Origin of the sequence: Atlanticothrix silvestris CENA357 (assembly GCF_016056295.1) — a bacterium.
Classification (GTDB): Bacteria; Cyanobacteriota; Cyanobacteriia; order Cyanobacteriales; family Nostocaceae; genus Atlanticothrix; species Atlanticothrix silvestris.
In genome coordinates this window covers 1-17,818 of record NZ_JAECZB010000032.1, presented here as the reverse complement: position 1 = coordinate 17,818, position 17,818 = coordinate 1, and the positions used below count along the sequence as shown (strand labels likewise).

Here is a 17,818-nt window from a genome sequence, read left to right as displayed (position 1 = left end):
TATCGACTGCTGTATAATTGCTAGATTTGTCTTTAGTTTACTCGATACTTTTAGCGAATATTGCCAAATTGCCTGTTTTGGAATAGAAACTTATTTTTTTTCCATCGTTTTAATGAGTGCATCACCCATAGCACGGCAACCCAGCAGATTCATACCCTCAGACATAATATCTCCTGTGCGATCGCCTTGTTCTAAAACTTGCAATACGGCTTTTTCGATAAATTCCGCAGCTTTGGGCTGGTCTAAACCGTAACGTAACATCATTGCCGCACTCAAAATCTGTGCTAAGGGATTGGCTTTATCCTGTCCAGCAATATCTGGGGCGGAACCATGAACAGGTTCAAACACGCCAGGCCCAGCAGCACCCAAACTAGCAGAGGGTAACATCCCAATACTACCAGTGAGCATGGCCGCAGCATCAGAAAGAATGTCACCAAATAAATTGCCTGTCACAATCGTATCAAACTGCTTAGGAGCGCGTACCAACTGCATAGCAGCATTATCGACATAAAGGTGAGATAATTCGACATCGGGATATTCTGCGGCAAGTTTAGTCATGCGATCGCGCCATAACTGAGATACTTCTAATACGTTCGCCTTATCTACCGAACAAAGTTTCCCTTGGCGTTTCCGTGCCGTTTCAAAAGCCACCCGCCCAATTCTTTCAATTTCTGATTCGGTGTAAACCATCGTATTTACGCCCCGTTTTTCACCAGTTTCAGTAGCAAAAATTCCCTTGGGTTTGCCGAAATAAATTCCGCCCGTGAGTTCGCGCACCACCATAATATCTACGCCTTCCACAACTTCGCGCTTCAAAGTCGAAGCGTCAATGAGCTGCGGCAAAATTTGGGCTGGGCGTAAATTGGCAAATAATCCCAACCCTGCACGCAACCCTAACAAACCTGCTTCAGGGCGTGAATTGGATGGTAGAGAATCCCACTTATAACCACCAATCGCGGCGAGTAAAACAGCATCACTATTACGGCAAGTATCTAGGGTAGCAGATGGTAGGGGTTCGCCTGTAGCGTCAATTGCTGCACCGCCAATTAATGCTTCTTGAAATTCAAACTCAAGATTAAATTGCTTCCCTACTACTTTTAGCACATCTACCGCTACGGCCATAATTTCGGGGCCAATGCCATCGCCGGGAAGTAAGGTAATGCGGTAGTTCTGGGTCATAGTTGATGTTTACTTGGTAAATGCTTGCAGATCAAATATCATACCGAGCAACTGTACCACTAGAGTTTTTAATTTATTACGCTTTGCGTGTCAGTTGTCAGTTGTCAGTTCCAGAATTTAGGACTTTTTGCCATTCCTGCACCACAGATTTAGGGACTGAGATATTGATGAAGCGATCGCCAGGTAAAGGTATACTCAACAACAGCGGTTCAGTTGGCAAGTTGGGCAAAACATCCTTAACATCATACTGACCGATGGTAGGCGCTGGTGCTTCCTCTAAAAAAACATCAGCAGCACTCAAGACTTTACCTTTAGCAGTAGTAATTTTCAAAGGTTGGGGATGAAACAGTTCCGCAGTACCAGGAAACCCCACTAACCTCAGATTTATGCTTACTATTTGACCAGGATAAACTTGCTTAAATAAAACAACCTGCCAAACATTTCCTGATTGATCATCTAACTTTGTCTGGGAACGATGCAAAATTTCTCCTGGTGCTACTTCTAATTGCTGAACAGCAGCTAGCACCATCTGAGATTTGAGGTTTCCGAAGCCCAGGAATAAATATATTGATGTTGTCAATATTGCCAGCCATAACAGCCACCAAAATAGGGACAAAAAGGTAATTTTTCTTTTGCTTTTAGGCTTTAAACCCTTCTTGTCCTGCGATGTTTTGCGGGTGTGGCGTAACATCAGGTTTACCTCCTAGTGCTGGCTGAGATTTAGCGATCGCATGTTTACTTAGCTAAGCTAGTGGTTTCTACAACTTTCTCAGGATTTTGTAAACTCATTGGGTAATGCACAATATAAACTGAACAAGAAACATGGTGCATGACGTAGTTACTCACACTGCCCAAGAATAGTTCTGCTAAACCAGAGCGACCCCTACGTCCTATCACAACTAAGTCAGCATCCCAATTAGCAGCTAATTTACAAATTGTTCGCCCAGGATTGCCCAACATTTGAGTAAATTCTGTGGATATTCCTGCTGTATTTGCTTGGGCACTTAAAGATTGCAGCATCTTCACACCTTCATCTTTAAAGCTATCCCACTGCTTTTGGTACAGCTCAAAGCTGCGACCGCTAAATCCAGGATAGTAGTCCACATTGGATAACATAGGTAAATAGGGGCTGCCTTCTTCTTCTGGAGATAGGACATGCAGCAGTAGTAAATCAGCTTGGGTTAACTTTGCCAAAGCCAATGCTTGCTCAAAAACCTGTTGTCCCATTTCTGAGCGATCCAATGCGACTAAAATTTTTTTTAGCATATAGACCTCTGGTTTTCATGAATAATTGAGTTTTCTAGTTTTTCGGTGTGAGATGGACACAAATTACCCAGTTGGCATCACATTTTGGTATTTATCAATAAAATCCTTCTTTTTCGTTAGCCTCAAGTAGCTGTTAAGCAAACTAGTGTTATACCTATCTTTATAAAGATAAAATTTGAGGAACTTGTGAGGGAAACAATTACACACACCTTTGGGTTAGATAACAGGTAAAAGCAAAAAACTTTAGTACTGGGTTTAGAAGAGTTTCCTTTGAATCAAGATAGCGATCGCACAGTTTGCACTCAGTAACAAACTTACCTTTGAGCATTGAGGAGATGTTACCCAAAGTTAAAGAATAAATAGAAGATTTAAAACACTGTTAAGGACTGCTATTATATTACTTCCTGAAGATCGAGCAATTTTATCATTTTGTTAATTAAAGTTTAATTATTTAAAAAAATGCGCTTAATTATGCATCCAACATTTCTGGATTAAGATTAATTGAGTTTTAATTTTATTTTTTACCCTCTGGAAAGCTTTTATTATGAAAATCTTAGTAGTAGAGGATGACGAGTTAAATGCCTATGCACTTACCGCCGTTCTTACTAACCAGAACTACGCAGTGGAAGTCGCTACTGATGGTAATGCTGCTTGGAATTTAATTGAAGCTTATAATTATGATTTAATTCTTCTAGATGTCATGCTGCCTAAGCTAGATGGCATTAGTCTTTGTCGTCAGATCCGATCTATGGGTCTGCAAATGCCCATCTTATTATTGACAGGGTGTGATAGCAGTCATGAAAAAGCGATTGGGCTAGATGCAGGTGCAGATGACTATGTAGTTAAACCATTTGAAGAAGAAGAGTTAGTTGCTCGTGTTCGAGCTTTATTGCGTCGGGGAGGAACAACATCGCAACCAGTCTTAGAGTGGGGCGATTTACGGCTTGATCCTAGCAGTTGTGAAGTCACTTATGCCCAAAAATTATTGTCATTAACTCCCAAAGAATATGCACTCTTAGAGTTATTTTTGCGGAACAGTCGCCGGGTGTTTAGCTGCGGCATGATTTTAGAACATCTTTGGTCTTATGAAGATACTCCTGGTGAAGAAGCGGTTCGTACTCACATTAAAGGATTACGGCAAAAACTAAAATCTGTGGGAGTACCCAGTGATTTAATTGAAACAGTATATGGTATTGGCTATCGTCTAAAACTACAGGAAGAGGAAAGGGTACAGGCAAAATCTAAAACCAAGTCCAGACTTCCAGAATTACCCAAGCAGGAACAAACATTAGCAGCAGTAGCCGAGATTTGGCAGCGGTTTAGTGGACGGGTAGATGAGCAAGTCCAGGTGTTAGAGAAAGCAGCAACAGCTTTAATCCAAAAGACTTTAAATGCAGAATTACAGCTGCAAGCAGCGCAAGAGGCTCATACATTGGCGGGATCATTAGGCACTTTTGGCTTAGCTGGAGGATCAAAGCTGGCACGCAAAATTGAGAAGTTACTGAAATCTGAGCAAAATTTAACGCCATCTCAGACAACTAATTTACAAAATTTGGTTAAGCAATTGCGTCAAGAAATTGAGGCAAAAAAAGCAGAAACAGAATCCTCAGCATCAACCATTAATGAACTTTCTTTAGTCGCCCAACCACCGCTACAAGTCCAACATGTAGAAGCCAAAATATTAGCGGTAGACGACGATCCGCAAATTCTGGCTCTGTTACAAACTTTACTCAGCCCTTGGGGGTTGCAAGTAATTACCCTCAATGATCCTCAAAAGCTTTGGGAAACTTTGGCAGATGTTGTCCCAGATTTGTTGATTTTGGATGTGGAAATGCCTCATTCCAATGGAATTGAACTTTGTCAGGTAGTGCGGAACAATTCTCGTTGGAGCGATTTACCTATTCTATTTCTCACAGTTCATAGTGATGCCGAAATTGTTAATCAGGTGTTCAGTGTTGGTGCTGATGACTTTGTGAGCAAACCCATTGTGGGGCCAGAGTTGGTAACTCGGATTGTCAATCGCTTAGAACGGATAAAACTGCGGCAGCGTGTGTCCCAGACTTATAGTGAAAATCGCTGGCGAGCTATTTTTGATGCTGAACCAGAATGCATCAAAATCATTGCTGCGGATGGTACTTTGTTGGAAATCAACCCAGCAGGGTTGGTAATGCTGGAAGCAGACAACAGCGCAGCATTAATTGGTAAGTCAGTTTATCCACTAATTGCCCCAGAATATCGAGAAGCGTTTCGGGCGTTGAATGAACGTGTTTGTCAAGGGCATAAGGGTACTTTGGAGTTCGAAATTGTCAGTTGTTTGGGTAATCGCCGCTGGGTAAAAACTCATGCAGTGCCTTTGCGTCAAGAGGCTAATGGCAAAGTGATGCAGTTAGCAATTACACAAGATATTACCCCGTATAAAGAGGTAGAAACAGAAATTTATAGGGTAAATAGGACGCTTCAGGCTTTGAGTAATTGCCATCAAGCACTTTTTAGGGCCAGAAATGAATTTGATTTATTACAGCAAATTTGCCAAATTATTGTAGAAATTGGTGGCTATCGATTGGCTTGGGTAGGTTTTGCCGAAAATGATGCCGACAAAAATATCCGCCCAGTCGCCCAAGCAGGTTACGAAGCCGGATATTTGCAATTGCTCAATCTTACTTGGTCAGACACGATTCATGGACAAAGCCCCACAGGAATAGCGATTCGCACTGGTCAAACCTCGATTATTCAAAATATTTTGATTGATCCTAATTATCAGCTTTGGCAGTGTCAGGCTAGTAAACGAGGCTATGCTGCCGCGATCGCGATACCGTTAATTACTAATGGGCAAGTTGTGGGAGCGTTGAATATTTATGCTGCCGAACCAAATGCCTTTGATACTAATGAAGTCCAACTTCTACAAGAACTAGCAGCAGATTTAGCTTATGGCATCTTAGCATTACGCAACCAGCGCGATCGCCTATTGGCAGAAACCGCCTTACAACAAGTCAAAAATGAACTGGAATTGAGAGTAGTAGAGCGAACTGCCGAGTTAATTACTGTCAATCAACAGTTAAAGTTACAACTCGATGAACGTCAACGTATACAAGAAGCATTACGCATTTCTCAAACTCGGTTGGCACGAATTTTAGATATTGCTGATGATGCGATTATTTCTATTGATGCAGCTCAACGCATCACCTTATTTAATCAAGGTGCAGAAAAAATTTTTGGCTACTCTGCTCAAGAAGTCATGGGACAGCGCCTTGACATCCTTTTACCGCTACGTTTCTCCCATATACATCGTCAGCATGTAGTGGAATTTGGTCAGTCCTCCAGTCTTGCCCGCAAAATGGGAGAACGGCGTGAAATCTACGGTTGTCGCAAAGATGGCAGTGAATTTCCGGCAGAAGCTTCTGTTTCTAAATTAGATATGGGCAAAGAGATAGTTTATACAGTCATTCTGCGAGATGTTACAGAACAAAAACAAATCGAACGGATGAAAGATGAATTTGTCTCGGTTGTCAGTCATGAACTCCGCACACCACTAACTTCAATTCATGGCTCTTTAGGAATGTTAGCAAGTGGTTTATTACCAACAGACTCAGAACAGGGAAAACGTCTGCTACAAATTGCCACTGATAGCACCGAGCGCCTAGTACGCTTAATCAATGACATCTTAGATATTGAACGGATTGAGTCAGGTAAGGCCAAAATGGAACCAGAAAGTTGCAATATCACTGACTTAATCACTCAAGCAGTAAATGTTATGCAGCCCCTAGCAGATAAAGCAGGAGTGACGCTATCGATTTCCAGTCGACCCTTTCAGCTACGTGCAGATCCAGACCGTATTGTCCAAACCTTGACCAATTTACTTAGTAATGCCATTAAATTTTCGCCTTTGGGATCTACAGTTTGGCTAGTAGCACAACAACAAGAAGATGAAATTTTGTTAGCAGTCAAAGATACTGGACGTGGCATCCCAACTGATAAGCTTGAGAGTATCTTTGAGCGCTTTCAACAAGTCGATTCCTCAGATTCACGCAACCACGATGGTACTGGTTTGGGTTTAGCAATTTGCAAAAGTATTGTGCAGCAGCATAACGGACGCATCTGGGCTGAAAGTATACTGGGGGAAGGCAGCAATTTCTACTTCACTTTGCCCTTACTTTCTACCCCTCAAAGTTCTGAGTCATCAGCGATCATTCATGAGTTAGAAGATATTTCAACTCAGCACCTCCCCCTAGTATTAGTCTGCGATGATGATGCCACCATCCGCAGCGAGTTGCAAACTCTACTGGAACGTGGAAAATATCAAGTAATAACAGTGGCTACTGGTGAGGAAGCGATCGCCCAAGCAGCTGCCCAACATCCAGATGTGATCTTACTAGATTTACTTATGCCTGGAATGAATGGTTGGGAAACGATGGCAGTGCTGAAAGAACGGGAAGATACTAAAGATATTCCGATTGTAATTTGTAGCGTTTATCAGCCCCGCAGAGATAATCAAGCTAATGCCGACTTTGTTGATTGGTTAAGTAAGCCAGTTGAAGAAAGTAATCTTTTTGAGTCCCTCAGACAATTAGTGGCTAATCCTTTAAAGCAATTTAAAATTTTGATTGTCGAAGATGACACTAACTTGGCCCAACTGCTGATTACCTTATTTGAGAAACATGAAATTGAAACCTTCTTAGCTAAGACTGGTAAAGAAGCCATCCGTCTCAGCCAAGAAATCAATCCCGATTTACTAATTCTCGATTTGATCTTGCCTGTAAGTGATGGATTCACAGTTGTGGATTGGCTACAGCAGCACCATCACCTGTGTAATATCCCCGTGGTAGTTTATTCAGCCAAAGATCTGAACGAATCGGAACGCAATCGATTGAAATTGGGACATACAGAATTTCTGACTAAAGGACAAATCACAATCCCAGAATTTGAATATCGGGTAATGGAACTACTCCGGCGAATTACTCACAACCGACGAGAGGATAGAGTTAATGACAACAAAGCGGGTTCTAGTGGTTGATAACGAGCAATATATTCAAGAAGTTGCCAAGATTTGTTTAGAAACTGTTGCAGGCTGGGAAGTACTAACAGCAAGTTCTGGTCAAGAGGGCATAAATCAAGCCGCAGCTTGGCAACCAGATGTAATTCTATTAGATGTGATGATGCCAGATATGGATGGCATTACTACCTTTGAAAAGTTACAAGCGAATTCAGTTACCAAAAAAATTCCAGTAATTTTGCTAACTGCCAAAATCCAGGCTGCTGACCGTCGCCGCTATAATCAAATGGGCATAATTTCAGCGATCGCTAAACCTTTCAATCCCTTAGAATTAGCTGGACAAATAGCTGAAGTCTTGGGCTGGAGTTGGGAAAAACCCTGATACCAGTTCGTAATTCGTAATTCGTAATACTTCGGCTACGCTCAGTACAAGTGACGCTCCTGCGTCGCTAACGTAATTCGTAATTTTGCCAAAAACCAGAAGATCCTCTTTCCCCTTATTGCCTATTTGTATCAGTTTTAAAGTGAAACGGTATGAGGTAGTGCTTGAACCATTCACTAGACAGTCGCCCTACTTCTTCTAAAGCTCCAGGTTCACCAAACTGATGAGTTGCTCCAGGGATAATTTTCATCTGCTTGTTCTGTGCAGGAATTTGTGCCAGTGCATCCTCATTCATGGCAATTATCGGGAAGTCGTTCTCGCCCACAATGAACAAGGTTGGAGCTTGCACGCAGGACAGCGCTTCATTTGCTAAATCAGTGTATCCACTGCGTGAAACAACTGCCCCGACCGCCGTTGGCCGTGCTGCTGCTGCCAGCAATGCCGCACCGCCACCAGTATCAGCCCCAAAATAGCCAATTTTGAAATGGCGAGTATTGAGATTTTCTAACAGCCAGTCTGTGATCGCAACTAATCGTGCAGCAAGGAAATTAATGTCGTAGTGAAAATGCTTGGTACGCTGGTCTATTGTTTCCTCTTCTCTTGTCAGCAAATCTATCAATATAGTTGCCAGTCTCCCTTCTTGACGCAAAACATGTGCAAGATAATGGTTGCGGGTATTGTATTGACTACTGCCAGTACTATGAGCAAATAGCACAATCCCCTCAGCATCTGGGGGCACAACTAGTTCTCCTGTAAGTCTGACCGACCCTAATTCAACAATAACTATTTGCTCTTCTACTTGCAATGATATTTTATTCATTGTTCTACCTTGCTGATTGTTGGGTAATTACTTAATTACTGCTAATAGCTGACCACTTTACTAGGAGGTCGCGTACTTCTGCATCAGTTGTTTGCGAAAAGTCTTCATACCAAAGACCGATCGCATACATTGGCTCTGGTGTGGTCAAACAAATTACTTCGTCTACTTCAGTTCGTAACTCTTGGCAAATTGAGGGCGGTGCAACTGGAATTGCTACAATAATGCGCCTAGGTTGTTGTTCTTGGATTACAGCAATAGCAGCACGCATGGTTGAAGCTGTAGCAATACCGTCATCGATCAAAATCACGGTACGGTTTTTAATTTTTGGTTGGGGGCGATCGCCACGATAGGCGCGATCGCGACGCTGCAATTCCTGCAATTCCTGAGTGGCAACTTGGTCAATTGTCTGGCGGTCAATGCCTAACCAATTGATAACTTCGTAATTCAACACCCGCACACCCCCAGAAGCGATCGCACCCATTGCCAATTCTTTGCGTCCAGGTACGCCAAGTTTTCTGACTAAACAAATATCAAGTTGTGCATTTAGTGCCTTTGCTACTTCATAAGCTACTGGTACACCACCACGAGGTAAACCTAATACTAATACATCTTTATTAGCAGATGTTGCCAAATGTCTTGCTAATATTTGGCCTGCTTCAGTGCGGTTACGGAATCTAGTAGTCATAATTATATCCTCCTAGGAATGAGAGCAAAGTAAATCCCAGTATTTTTTGATTAACTATGTTCATCCCTCGGATATTCTCCCACTAGCAAGTTAGAAAATAATTTTGAGGAACTTGTGAGTTTTAAAGTGAACTGCCTAAGAAGCTTAATAAAATTTAATAATAGGTTTTCTTTTTGTTACTTTTTGCTTTGGCATTATTTGCACTATTTCAGGTGATAACTCTACTACCCAAAGAAACATTTTTCAAAAAATGTGTTGCTTATGTTAAGGTATTACACCTTTAAATTACACAATTAATTACTAATGAGGTTTGTTGATTGCTGACCGTTAACAGGAGCCAGTGCGTTGCGAGGGTTTCCCAGACACTCTGTTGGGCGGGTAATGCCCGACTTGAAAGAAGTGCCGCCGCGTTGTAGACGCTTCTGCGGCTTCCCGCAGGGTAGCAACTGGCGTTCAACAGTCCATACAAAAAGATATGTAACTTAGATGTGTGACAGCTTATTATTAACTTCAGTAAATTGATATTGTCTGAGCTAATAAGTATATTCTCAGAGGAAAGACGTAGTTTATTTGTTATAAAAAGAACATTAATGCTTTTTGTAGTTTACTATACAATATTTATTATTTTTAGATTAAAATGATATGTTACCAACTCCATTAATTAATGCAAAAAATTTCATCAGCATGCTGATAATGGCTCATGGTGACGGGGCAACTCATTAGTTATCCATAATGCCCAATACCAAACTCACAACTTCCAATTGCTTTTAGTAAGTAATTGATAGTTGTATTGTTAGTTGGCTATACAGTTATTAAAACCTTTGATATTATTGCGGAATTTGAGGCCATGGGCATTATTAGAGTGAAGTTAGACCATCAAACTACTCAAATAGTTGGCAAGAAGCTTCGTTTATTTTACTGTTTGGCTAAAACCTAGTTGATTCAGATCGATTATTGGTAGTGGTAACTTACCCAGGCGATCGCCATTCTCAAGTCAGAATGGAAACAAGAATCACTAACCGCAAGTCCAATTTGATTAAGAAATATCAAGGTTTTGGCACAATAGTTTATATGGCTAATCAATTATTTTCTACTCGAACTTTGTCTACTCAAACTTCTAGCTCGTTATTTACACTTACTGTTGCCCCAGCAAAAGTCATTCGTGGTTCTGATGTCTTAGAGGCGGCAACAGCAGAAATCGCTCGCTTGGGAAGTCGTCCCTTAATTGTGGCAGGTAAGCACACCTTTACCACTTTTCAACAAAGTCTACAAACGATTTTAGAAGGGCAACAGTTACACATTGCTCAAGCTGATTATGGTGTAGATTGCTGTGAAGCTAGTCTGAAATCTTTAAAGAAGACAGCGAAGGAACATAAAGCCGATGTCATTATTGGTATTGGTGGCGGAAAAGCAATGGATACGGCTAAATTAGTCGCTCATCAGTTGCAGTTGCCAGTAGTAACAATTCCGACCTCAGCGGCTACCTGTGCAGCTTGGACTGCGCTTTCTAATGTATATTCGGAAACAGGGGCATTCTTGTATGATGTGGCATTAAGTCGCTGTCCCGATTTATTGATACTCGACTATGAATTAATTAAAACTGCACCACAAAGTACATTAGTAGCTGGAATTGGTGATGCGATCGCCAAGTGGTATGAAGCTTCAGTCAGCAGTGGGCATTTGCAGCAAACTCTGATTATTGCCGCAGTGCAACAAGCGCGAGTTCTGCGAGATATCTTATTGCAAAAGTCAGCCGCCGCTTTGAAAGCACCAGGTAGCGAAGTGTGGCAAGAAGTTGTAGATGCCACCGTTTTATTGGCTGGGGTCATTGGGGGATTAGGCGGGGCGCAATGCCGAACTGTTGCAGCCCATGCTGTACACAACGGCTTAACTCACATTGCCAAACACGGCAGCATCCACGGCGAAAAAGTCGCCTACGGAATTTTAGTACAACTGCGCTTAGAAGAAATGATCCAAGGCAATCAACTTGCAGCAGCCTCACGGCAACAATTATTGAAGTTTTACGCAGAGATTGGGCTACCACAAAAATTAGGTGATTTGGGATTAGGCAACATTACATTAAGCGAGTTACAAACAGCCGCTGAAATTGCCTTAGCTCCCAATTCGGACATCCATCGACTACCATTTAAAGTTGCATTAGAACAGTTAATGGCAGCGATGGTTTCTACTACTGCACCAACAGATTGTAGAGACACGACAAGTCGGGTTTTGACCAGGGGAATAAGCGACGAGGTTGAGGAATGAGTTTAGATTGGATTGTCCCAGCAGAACGTGTGCAGAAACTACCACCTTATGTATTTGCCCGTTTAGATGAACTTAAGGCTAAGGCACGAGAACAAGGACTAGATTTAATTGATTTGGGCATGGGAAACCCTGATGGTGGGACACCGCAACCAGTTGTAGAAGCAGCGATCGCAGCTTTAAAAAATCCCGCCAATCACGGTTATCCTCCTTTTGAGGGTACAGCTAGTTTCCGCCGTGCGATTACCAATTGGTATCGCCGCCGCTATGATGTCGTTCTCGATCCCGATAGCGAAGCTTTGCCGTTACTGGGTTCTAAAGAAGGATTAACTCATTTAGCGATCGCTTATATTAATCCTGGCGATGTAGTTCTGGTTCCTTCCCCAGCTTATCCCGCACATTTTCGCGGCCCAGTCATAGCTGGCGGTAAAGTTCACAGCTTGATTCTCAAACCAGAAAATGACTGGTTAATTGATTTAGCTGCGATTCCCGATGAAGTTGCTAGACAAGCCAAAATTCTCTATTTCAATTATCCCAGCAATCCCACCGCCGCCACCGCCCCCCGCGAATTTTTTGAAGAAATCGTCGCCTTCGCCCGTAAACATGAAATTCTCTTGGTGCATGACTTGTGTTATGCCGAGTTAGCTTTTGATGGTTATCAACCCACTAGCTTATTAGAAATTCCTGGTGCGAAAGAAATTGGTGTAGAATTTCACACCTTATCTAAAACCTACAATATGGCTGGTTGGCGTGTGGGGTTTGTGGTAGGTAATCGCCATGTAATTCAAGGTCTGCGGACACTAAAAACCAACTTGGATTATGGCATTTTTGCCGCCTTGCAAACAGCAGCCGAAACCGCTTTACAGCTGCCAGATGTGTATTTACACGAGGTACAACAACGTTACCGTACCCGCCGCGATTTCCTGATTCAAGGCTTAGGAGAATTGGGTTGGGATATCCCCAAATCCAAGGCAACAATGTATCTGTGGGTAAAATGTCCTGTGGGTATGGGTTCAACAGATTTTGCCCTGAATGTGTTGCAGCAAACTGGCGTTGTCGTTACCCCAGGTAATGCCTTTGGAGTTGCAGGTGAAGGGTATGTCAGGATCAGTTTGATTGCTGAGTGCGATCGCTTGGGTGAAGCTTTACATCGCTTTAAACAAGCTGGTATCTGCTATCAACCTGAAGCCGTACTCTCTACTTGAAAGCGATCGTCAATCTCGTTAGTTGAATAGAGGAACAAACCCAACACTACATAACTAAAATTATTGCTGATGATGTTTTGGTATCATGTAAAAAAGTAGAAAGAGTTAACAATGATTGGTACTAATATTTACATCAGTCAAGAAACTCAAGAATCTCTAATTAAAGCTGCTGCTTTAAAAGAAATATCTGTTGAAGAACTAGCGTCTTCTATTTTAAGGGAGAGTATCCAAGAAAAATTGGGGCAAATTAGCTATTCTTCGGAAAATAAAGGCAAATTTCCCCTTAATCCTCTTGTAGAAATGCAACCATACATTTATTTGGCAGATCCTAATGAACCCGTTATTTCTCCGGATGATTGGGAAATGAATCAGAGTTTTGAAGTGAACGATTTGTGATCATTCTTGATACTCATATTTGGGTTTGGTGGAATCACAATGATTTAAGGTTGACCCCTCGCCACCATGAGGCAATAAATAGAGAAAGACCTCATGGTTTAGGTGTTTGTTCTATAAGTTTGTTAGAGATTAGCAGACTTGTTACCCAAAATAAGTTAATTATTCCCTGTTCACTTCAAGAATGGTTCAATATTGCTTTGGCACAAGAGGGAGTACTTCTTTTATCAATCACTCCCCAAATTGCTATTGATTCATACTCACTTCCAGGGAATTTCCATAAAGATTCAGCCGATAGAATTATCGTTTCTACAGCAAGAATGTATGATGTTCCTTTGGTGAGTGTAGATGAAAAAATACTTGCGTATTCAGATGTAAAAAGAATTCTGCCTTGATTTTAAAATTGGTAACTCCATAGAAGCATAAATAGCAATACCCACGCTACAATCTCTGAAGCTGTATTCTCTGCTTCACAATAGAGATAGCATCTCTTATCAACATTTAATTCATGCCAACTCCCACTGCTGCCATTCCCCATTTAATTGCTGCCGGTTTTCATGCCCTATCTGATCCACTGAGAATTAGTGTATTGGAATTGCTACGACAGCAAGAACTGTGTGTGTGTGATTTGTGCGAGGCTTTGGGGGTAAGTCAGTCGAAACTATCTTTTCACCTCAAAACCCTCAAAGAAGCTGGCTTAGTTCATTCTCGTCAGGAAGGACGCTGGATTTACTACAGTTTGAATACTCCCCAATTTAGGGTTTTAGAGGAATATTTAGCAGAATTTAGCCATAATAGTGTAATTTCATCTGCCCGTTCTTGCTGCGACTAGGGTAACTGCCGCCCCTACATTGTAAACAAGGCATAAATGCGATCGCGCACTTGTTTCGATAATTCTGAGCTATGCATCAACTTTTTTTGATGAATTTTTGTGTATAACAGATGAAATTAGATTGACATATCAATTTTTTTTGAAATGATATAAATATACTCTTAAATATCACCCATACAGGTGAGGTCAATGAACGCAATAGCAAAGAAGTTGGCTCTCGCGCTTGGAATGTTGGCTTTAGCAACTAGTTGCACAACCACATCCGATTCATCTACTCAAACTCAGCGATCGCCAAAGGTGACGGAAGTCACTGATTCGGCAAAAGTGACAACGATCAAGATTGATGGTTCTAGTACTGTCTATCCAATTACCCAGGCGATCGCTAAACAGTTTGAACAAACAAAGCAACAGAACAAAGGACAAGTGACAGTCAATTTCTCCGGTACTAGCGGGGGGTTTGAAAAATTCTGTGCTGGCGAAATAGACATTAGCAATGCTTCTCGACCAATTTTGAAGCAAGAAATGGAAGCTTGTAACAAAAATGGCGTGAGGTACTTTGAATTACCAATTGCTTTTGATGCCCTAACCATTGCCATAAATCCCCAAAATAATTGGGCAAAAGACATTACCGTCGCAGAACTGAAAAAGATTTGGGAACCTGCCGCGCAAGGAAAAATCACTCGTTGGAACCAAGTTCGCGCCTCTTGGCCTGATCGCCCTCTAAATTTGTATGGTGCAGGTGACAAATCAGGTACGTTTGATTACTTTACAGAAGCAATTGTAGGTAAAGCCAGAACTAGTCGCAAAGACTATACAGCCAGTGAAGATGATGAAGTCTTAGTTGCAGGCATTAGTAAAGACCCGAATGCTTTAGGTTACTTTGGTTACGCTTATTACGAAGAAAATCAAAATAAATTAAAAGCTCTTGCAGTAAATAACGGCAAAGGTGCAGTCCTACCATCAAGAGAAACTGTAGAAAAAGTCCAGTATCAACCACTATCTCGACCTTTATTTATCTACGCTAATTTTGAATCTGCACAAAAGAAACCAGCAGTGCAAGACTTTTTAAATTTCTACCTAAAAAATGCACCGAAGATAGCAACTTCTGTAGGCTATGTGCCTCTACCAGATGAAGCCTACAACCTTGATTATGTTCATCTCAACAAAGGCAAGGTAGGAACAGTATTTGAAGGAGAAGCTCAGTTGAATCTGACGATTGGTGAGTTGTTAAGAAAACAAGCCAAATTTTAAAGGCTAGGGGCTAGGGGTTAGTAGTTCATCGCATTAAGTCTGATACCTGACAACTCCTCAACTAGCTTTGATTCCCCATGCTCTTGAGTTTATTTAAATATTATTAGGAAAACTGATGAAAGTTCGTGTTGGAATCAACGGATTCGGTAGAATCGGACGGTTAGCGCTGCGGGCTGCATGGGGTTGGTCAGACATAGAGTTTGTCCACATCAATGAAATCAAAGGTGGGGCTGTAACAGCTGCTCACTTGCTGAAGTTTGATTCTGTTCACGGACGTTGGACACCGGAGGTAGAAGCAGAGGGCGATCGCATTCTCATTGATGGTAAACCTCTGAGCTTTAGCGAGTACTCTAAACCAGGTGAAGTGCCTTGGGAAGAGTTAGGCGTTGATTTAGTACTGGAATGCTCCGGCAAATTCAGGACTTCCGCTACCCTTGACCCTTATTTCAAACGTGGGGTACAGAAGGTAATTGTGGCTGCTCCAGTGAAGGAAGAAGCCTTAAATATCGTCGTGGGAGTTAATGACCATCTGTATGAGCCTGACAAGCATCATTTACTAACTGCTGCTTCCTGCACTACGAACTGTTTGGCTCCAGTAGTGAAAGTAATTCATGAAGGTTTGGGCATTAAACACGGAATTATTACCACAATTCATGACAACACTAATACTCAAACTATCGTAGATGCACCTCACAAGGATTTGCGTCGAGCGCGTGCTACCAGTTTATCTTTAATTCCTACCACTACTGGATCAGCAACTGCGATCGGATTGATTTATCCCGAACTGAACGGCAAACTCAACGGTTTAGCAGTACGAGTACCATTACTCAATGCTTCTTTAACAGACTGCGTGTTTGAAGTTGTGCGACCTACAACCGTAGAAGAGATTAATAGCTTACTAAAAGCAGCTTCTGAACAGAAACCTCTGAAAGGAATCCTGGGATATGAAGAACGTCCTTTAGTATCTATCGACTACAAAGACGATCCTCGGTCTTCCATCATTGATGCCCTCTCCACAATGGTGGTGAACGAGACACAAGTGAAAATACTCGCTTGGTATGACAACGAATGGGGCTACGCCAATCGCATGGTTGAACTCGCCCGGAAAGTATCTCTGAGTCTGAAGGCGTGAAATACTCTGCGTTCCTTTGCGTTTTAATTTCTTCTCTCATCTCCTCATGGCTTCTACCACAGCTTCTAGCGCCAATTTCAAGAACTATATCCTCGTTACCCTTGCATACTGGGGTTTCACTATTACTGATGGTGCCTTGCGAATGCTGGTGTTGCTCTACTTCAACAACATTGGCTATACCCCATTACAAATCGCTTCTTTATTCCTGTTCTATGAAGTCTTCGGAGTTATTACAAACTTTTTAGGTGGTTGGATTGGTTCCCAGTTAGGTCTGAAAATAACCCTTTACACCGGCATCGGGTTACAGGTTTTCTCGATGGTAATGCTTTCATGGCTCAATCCAGATTGGGCACAGTGGATTGCAGTTGGTTACGTAATGGTGGCACAGGCATTTTCTGGGATTGCCAAAGACTTAACCAAGATGAGTTCTAAAAGTGCCATTCGGTTAGTAGTTCCCCAAGATGCCCAGTCGTCTTTGTTTAAGTGGGTAGCAGTTCTAACTGGTTCCAAGAATGCCCTCAAAGGAGTTGGTTTCTTTGTTGGTAGCGCCCTGCTGGCTTCGGTTGGCTTCGTCAATTCCCTGTGGATTATGGCAGGAGGACTGTTCTTGATTATGTTCACTGGGCTTTTGTTGCCTAAAGGAATGGGCAAAATCAAGAAGAAAGTCAAGTTTAGCCAACTGTTTTCTAAGAGCCAAGAGATTAACATTCTCTCCGCTGCCCGATTTTTTCTATTTGGCTCCCGCGATGTCTGGTTTGTCGTAGGATTGCCAGTTTTCTTGCGTGGCCCTTTGGGTTGGTCGTTCTATCAGGTTGGTGGATTTTTGGCTTGTTGGGTGATTGGCTACGGCATTATTCAGTTCTTAGCGCCAATGCTAATCCAGCGATTTGGTTCTGGTCATCCGCCGCAATCAAAGACCATTCAGTTCTGGACATTTACTCTAACAATAGTTCCCGCTGCGATCGCTCTTGCTCTTCAATTAGGTATACCTACGAATATTGCGATCGTTGGCGGATTGATGGTATTCGGCGTAGTGTTTGCCTTCAACTCAGCGGTTCACTCTTACTTAGTCTTGGCTGTTACCGATGATGACAAAGTAGCGCTAAACGTAGGTTTTTATTACATGGCAAACTCTGGTGGTCGGTTGATAGGTACTGTCTTATCAGGTTTGATCTATCAGTTTTTTGGGTTAGTAGGCTGTCTATGGACATCCATGTTCTTTGTATTAGCAGCAGCGTTGATTTCTTTGAAGCTACCCGATCCGCAACCAAGTAAAGCGATCGCCTGGAAAGCTGGAGATGGAGATTAGGGAGATGAGAGAGCAGGGGAGCAACAAGAGGGTAAGGGATGAAGAAACAAACTCTTTAACCCTGCCCCTTATCCCCAAAGGGGGCCCCACCTGCCCCTTATCCCCAAAGGGG

General features: G+C 42.2%; 15 protein-coding genes. 10 read left to right on the top strand and 5 right to left on the bottom strand.

The window, feature by feature from the left end:
- Positions 1–90 precede the first annotated feature (90 nt).
- From leuB to I8751_RS13775, 3 genes are all read right to left on the bottom strand, one after another.
- Positions 91–1,179 (bottom strand): 3-isopropylmalate dehydrogenase, encoded by a 1,089-nt coding sequence (leuB, locus tag I8751_RS13785; protein WP_214439729.1) that lies wholly within the window; start codon positions 1,177–1,179, stop codon positions 91–93.
- 97 nt (positions 1,180–1,276) lie between these two features.
- Complete coding sequence (locus I8751_RS13780) at positions 1,277–1,870, bottom strand: DUF3122 domain-containing protein (RefSeq protein ID WP_214439728.1); 594 nt, start codon at positions 1,868–1,870, stop codon at positions 1,277–1,279.
- Positions 1,871–1,914: 44 nt separating this feature from the next.
- Complete coding sequence (locus tag I8751_RS13775) at positions 1,915–2,445, bottom strand: universal stress protein (RefSeq protein ID WP_214439727.1); 531 nt, start codon at positions 2,443–2,445, stop codon at positions 1,915–1,917.
- Positions 2,446–2,989: 544 nt separating this feature from the next.
- Between I8751_RS13775 and I8751_RS13770 the strand changes: the two genes are divergently transcribed.
- Both I8751_RS13770 and I8751_RS13765 read left to right on the top strand, forming a co-directional pair.
- A complete protein-coding gene (locus I8751_RS13770) occupies positions 2,990–7,456 on the top strand; it encodes a response regulator (RefSeq protein ID WP_214439726.1) in 4,467 nt (1,488 codons plus the stop codon).
- Entirely contained in the window at positions 7,428–7,817 is a 390-nt protein-coding gene (locus I8751_RS13765; RefSeq protein WP_214439725.1) for a response regulator, read from the top strand. Before I8751_RS13770 ends, I8751_RS13765 begins: the two co-directional genes overlap by 29 nt.
- 115 nt (positions 7,818–7,932) lie before the next feature.
- Here the strand turns inward: I8751_RS13765 and I8751_RS13760 are convergent, their stop codons facing one another.
- A complete protein-coding gene (locus I8751_RS13760; RefSeq protein ID WP_214439724.1) occupies positions 7,933–8,637 on the bottom strand; it encodes a dienelactone hydrolase family protein in 705 nt (234 codons plus the stop codon).
- Positions 8,638–8,668: 31 nt separating this feature from the next.
- Positions 8,669–9,322 carry a phosphoribosyltransferase gene (locus tag I8751_RS13755; RefSeq protein ID WP_214439723.1) on the bottom strand — a complete coding sequence of 218 codons (654 nt, stop codon included), beginning with the start codon at positions 9,320–9,322 and terminating at the stop codon, positions 8,669–8,671.
- Positions 9,323–10,393: 1,071 nt separating this feature from the next.
- Between I8751_RS13755 and I8751_RS13750 the strand changes: the two genes are divergently transcribed.
- The 8 genes from I8751_RS13750 (at position 10,394) to arsJ (ending at position 17,706) form a co-directional block, all read left to right on the top strand.
- On the top strand, positions 10,394–11,587 hold the full coding sequence (locus I8751_RS13750; protein WP_214439740.1) for an iron-containing alcohol dehydrogenase family protein: 1,194 nt from the start codon (positions 10,394–10,396) through the stop codon (positions 11,585–11,587).
- Positions 11,584–12,789: an aspartate aminotransferase gene (locus I8751_RS13745; RefSeq protein ID WP_214439722.1), complete on the top strand. Its 1,206-nt coding sequence runs from the start codon at positions 11,584–11,586 to the stop codon at positions 12,787–12,789. The genes I8751_RS13750 and I8751_RS13745 overlap by 4 nt, the downstream gene beginning before the upstream one ends.
- A 111-nt stretch (positions 12,790–12,900) precedes the next feature.
- Positions 12,901–13,185: a hypothetical protein gene (locus tag I8751_RS13740; RefSeq protein WP_214439721.1), complete on the top strand. Its 285-nt coding sequence runs from the start codon at positions 12,901–12,903 to the stop codon at positions 13,183–13,185.
- Complete coding sequence (locus I8751_RS13735) at positions 13,182–13,577, top strand: type II toxin-antitoxin system VapC family toxin (RefSeq protein WP_214439720.1); 396 nt, start codon at positions 13,182–13,184, stop codon at positions 13,575–13,577. The genes I8751_RS13740 and I8751_RS13735 overlap by 4 nt, the downstream gene beginning before the upstream one ends.
- 113 nt (positions 13,578–13,690) lie before the next feature.
- A complete protein-coding gene (locus tag I8751_RS13730) occupies positions 13,691–14,014 on the top strand; it encodes an ArsR/SmtB family transcription factor (RefSeq protein ID WP_214439719.1) in 324 nt (107 codons plus the stop codon).
- A 189-nt stretch (positions 14,015–14,203) separates the two neighbouring features.
- Positions 14,204–15,265: a PstS family phosphate ABC transporter substrate-binding protein gene (locus tag I8751_RS13725; protein WP_214439718.1), complete on the top strand. Its 1,062-nt coding sequence runs from the start codon at positions 14,204–14,206 to the stop codon at positions 15,263–15,265.
- A gap of 115 nt (positions 15,266–15,380) precedes the next feature.
- Positions 15,381–16,397 carry an ArsJ-associated glyceraldehyde-3-phosphate dehydrogenase gene (locus I8751_RS13720; protein WP_214439717.1) on the top strand — a complete coding sequence of 339 codons (1,017 nt, stop codon included), beginning with the start codon at positions 15,381–15,383 and terminating at the stop codon, positions 16,395–16,397.
- 46 nt (positions 16,398–16,443) lie between these two features.
- Positions 16,444–17,706, top strand: coding sequence for an organoarsenical effux MFS transporter ArsJ (arsJ, locus tag I8751_RS13715; RefSeq protein WP_214439716.1), 1,263 nt, complete (start codon positions 16,444–16,446; stop codon positions 17,704–17,706).
- Positions 17,707–17,818 lie beyond the last annotated feature (112 nt).

What these genes read in the sequence shown, in the direction of transcription:
- I8751_RS13745 (WP_214439722.1), top strand. Translation starts at nt 11,584, where the DNA reads ATGAGTTTAGATTGGATTGTCCCAGCAGAACGTGTGCAGAAACTACCA.
- I8751_RS13720 (WP_214439717.1), top strand. Translation starts at nt 15,381, where the DNA reads ATGAAAGTTCGTGTTGGAATCAACGGATTCGGTAGAATCGGACGGTTA.
- I8751_RS13725 (WP_214439718.1), top strand. Translation starts at nt 14,204, where the DNA reads ATGAACGCAATAGCAAAGAAGTTGGCTCTCGCGCTTGGAATGTTGGCT.
- I8751_RS13765 (WP_214439725.1), top strand. Translation starts at nt 7,428, where the DNA reads ATGACAACAAAGCGGGTTCTAGTGGTTGATAACGAGCAATATATTCAA.
- I8751_RS13775 (WP_214439727.1), bottom strand. Translation starts at nt 2,445, where the DNA reads ATGCTAAAAAAAATTTTAGTCGCATTGGATCGCTCAGAAATGGGACAA.
- I8751_RS13730 (WP_214439719.1), top strand. Translation starts at nt 13,691, where the DNA reads ATGCCAACTCCCACTGCTGCCATTCCCCATTTAATTGCTGCCGGTTTT.
- I8751_RS13770 (WP_214439726.1), top strand. Translation starts at nt 2,990, where the DNA reads ATGAAAATCTTAGTAGTAGAGGATGACGAGTTAAATGCCTATGCACTT.
- I8751_RS13755 (WP_214439723.1), bottom strand. Translation starts at nt 9,322, where the DNA reads ATGACTACTAGATTCCGTAACCGCACTGAAGCAGGCCAAATATTAGCA.
- I8751_RS13780 (WP_214439728.1), bottom strand. Translation starts at nt 1,870, where the DNA reads ATGTTACGCCACACCCGCAAAACATCGCAGGACAAGAAGGGTTTAAAG.
- leuB (WP_214439729.1), bottom strand. Translation starts at nt 1,179, where the DNA reads ATGACCCAGAACTACCGCATTACCTTACTTCCCGGCGATGGCATTGGC.
- I8751_RS13760 (WP_214439724.1), bottom strand. Translation starts at nt 8,637, where the DNA reads ATGAATAAAATATCATTGCAAGTAGAAGAGCAAATAGTTATTGTTGAA.
- I8751_RS13740 (WP_214439721.1), top strand. Translation starts at nt 12,901, where the DNA reads ATGATTGGTACTAATATTTACATCAGTCAAGAAACTCAAGAATCTCTA.
- I8751_RS13750 (WP_214439740.1), top strand. Translation starts at nt 10,394, where the DNA reads ATGGCTAATCAATTATTTTCTACTCGAACTTTGTCTACTCAAACTTCT.
- arsJ (WP_214439716.1), top strand. Translation starts at nt 16,444, where the DNA reads ATGGCTTCTACCACAGCTTCTAGCGCCAATTTCAAGAACTATATCCTC.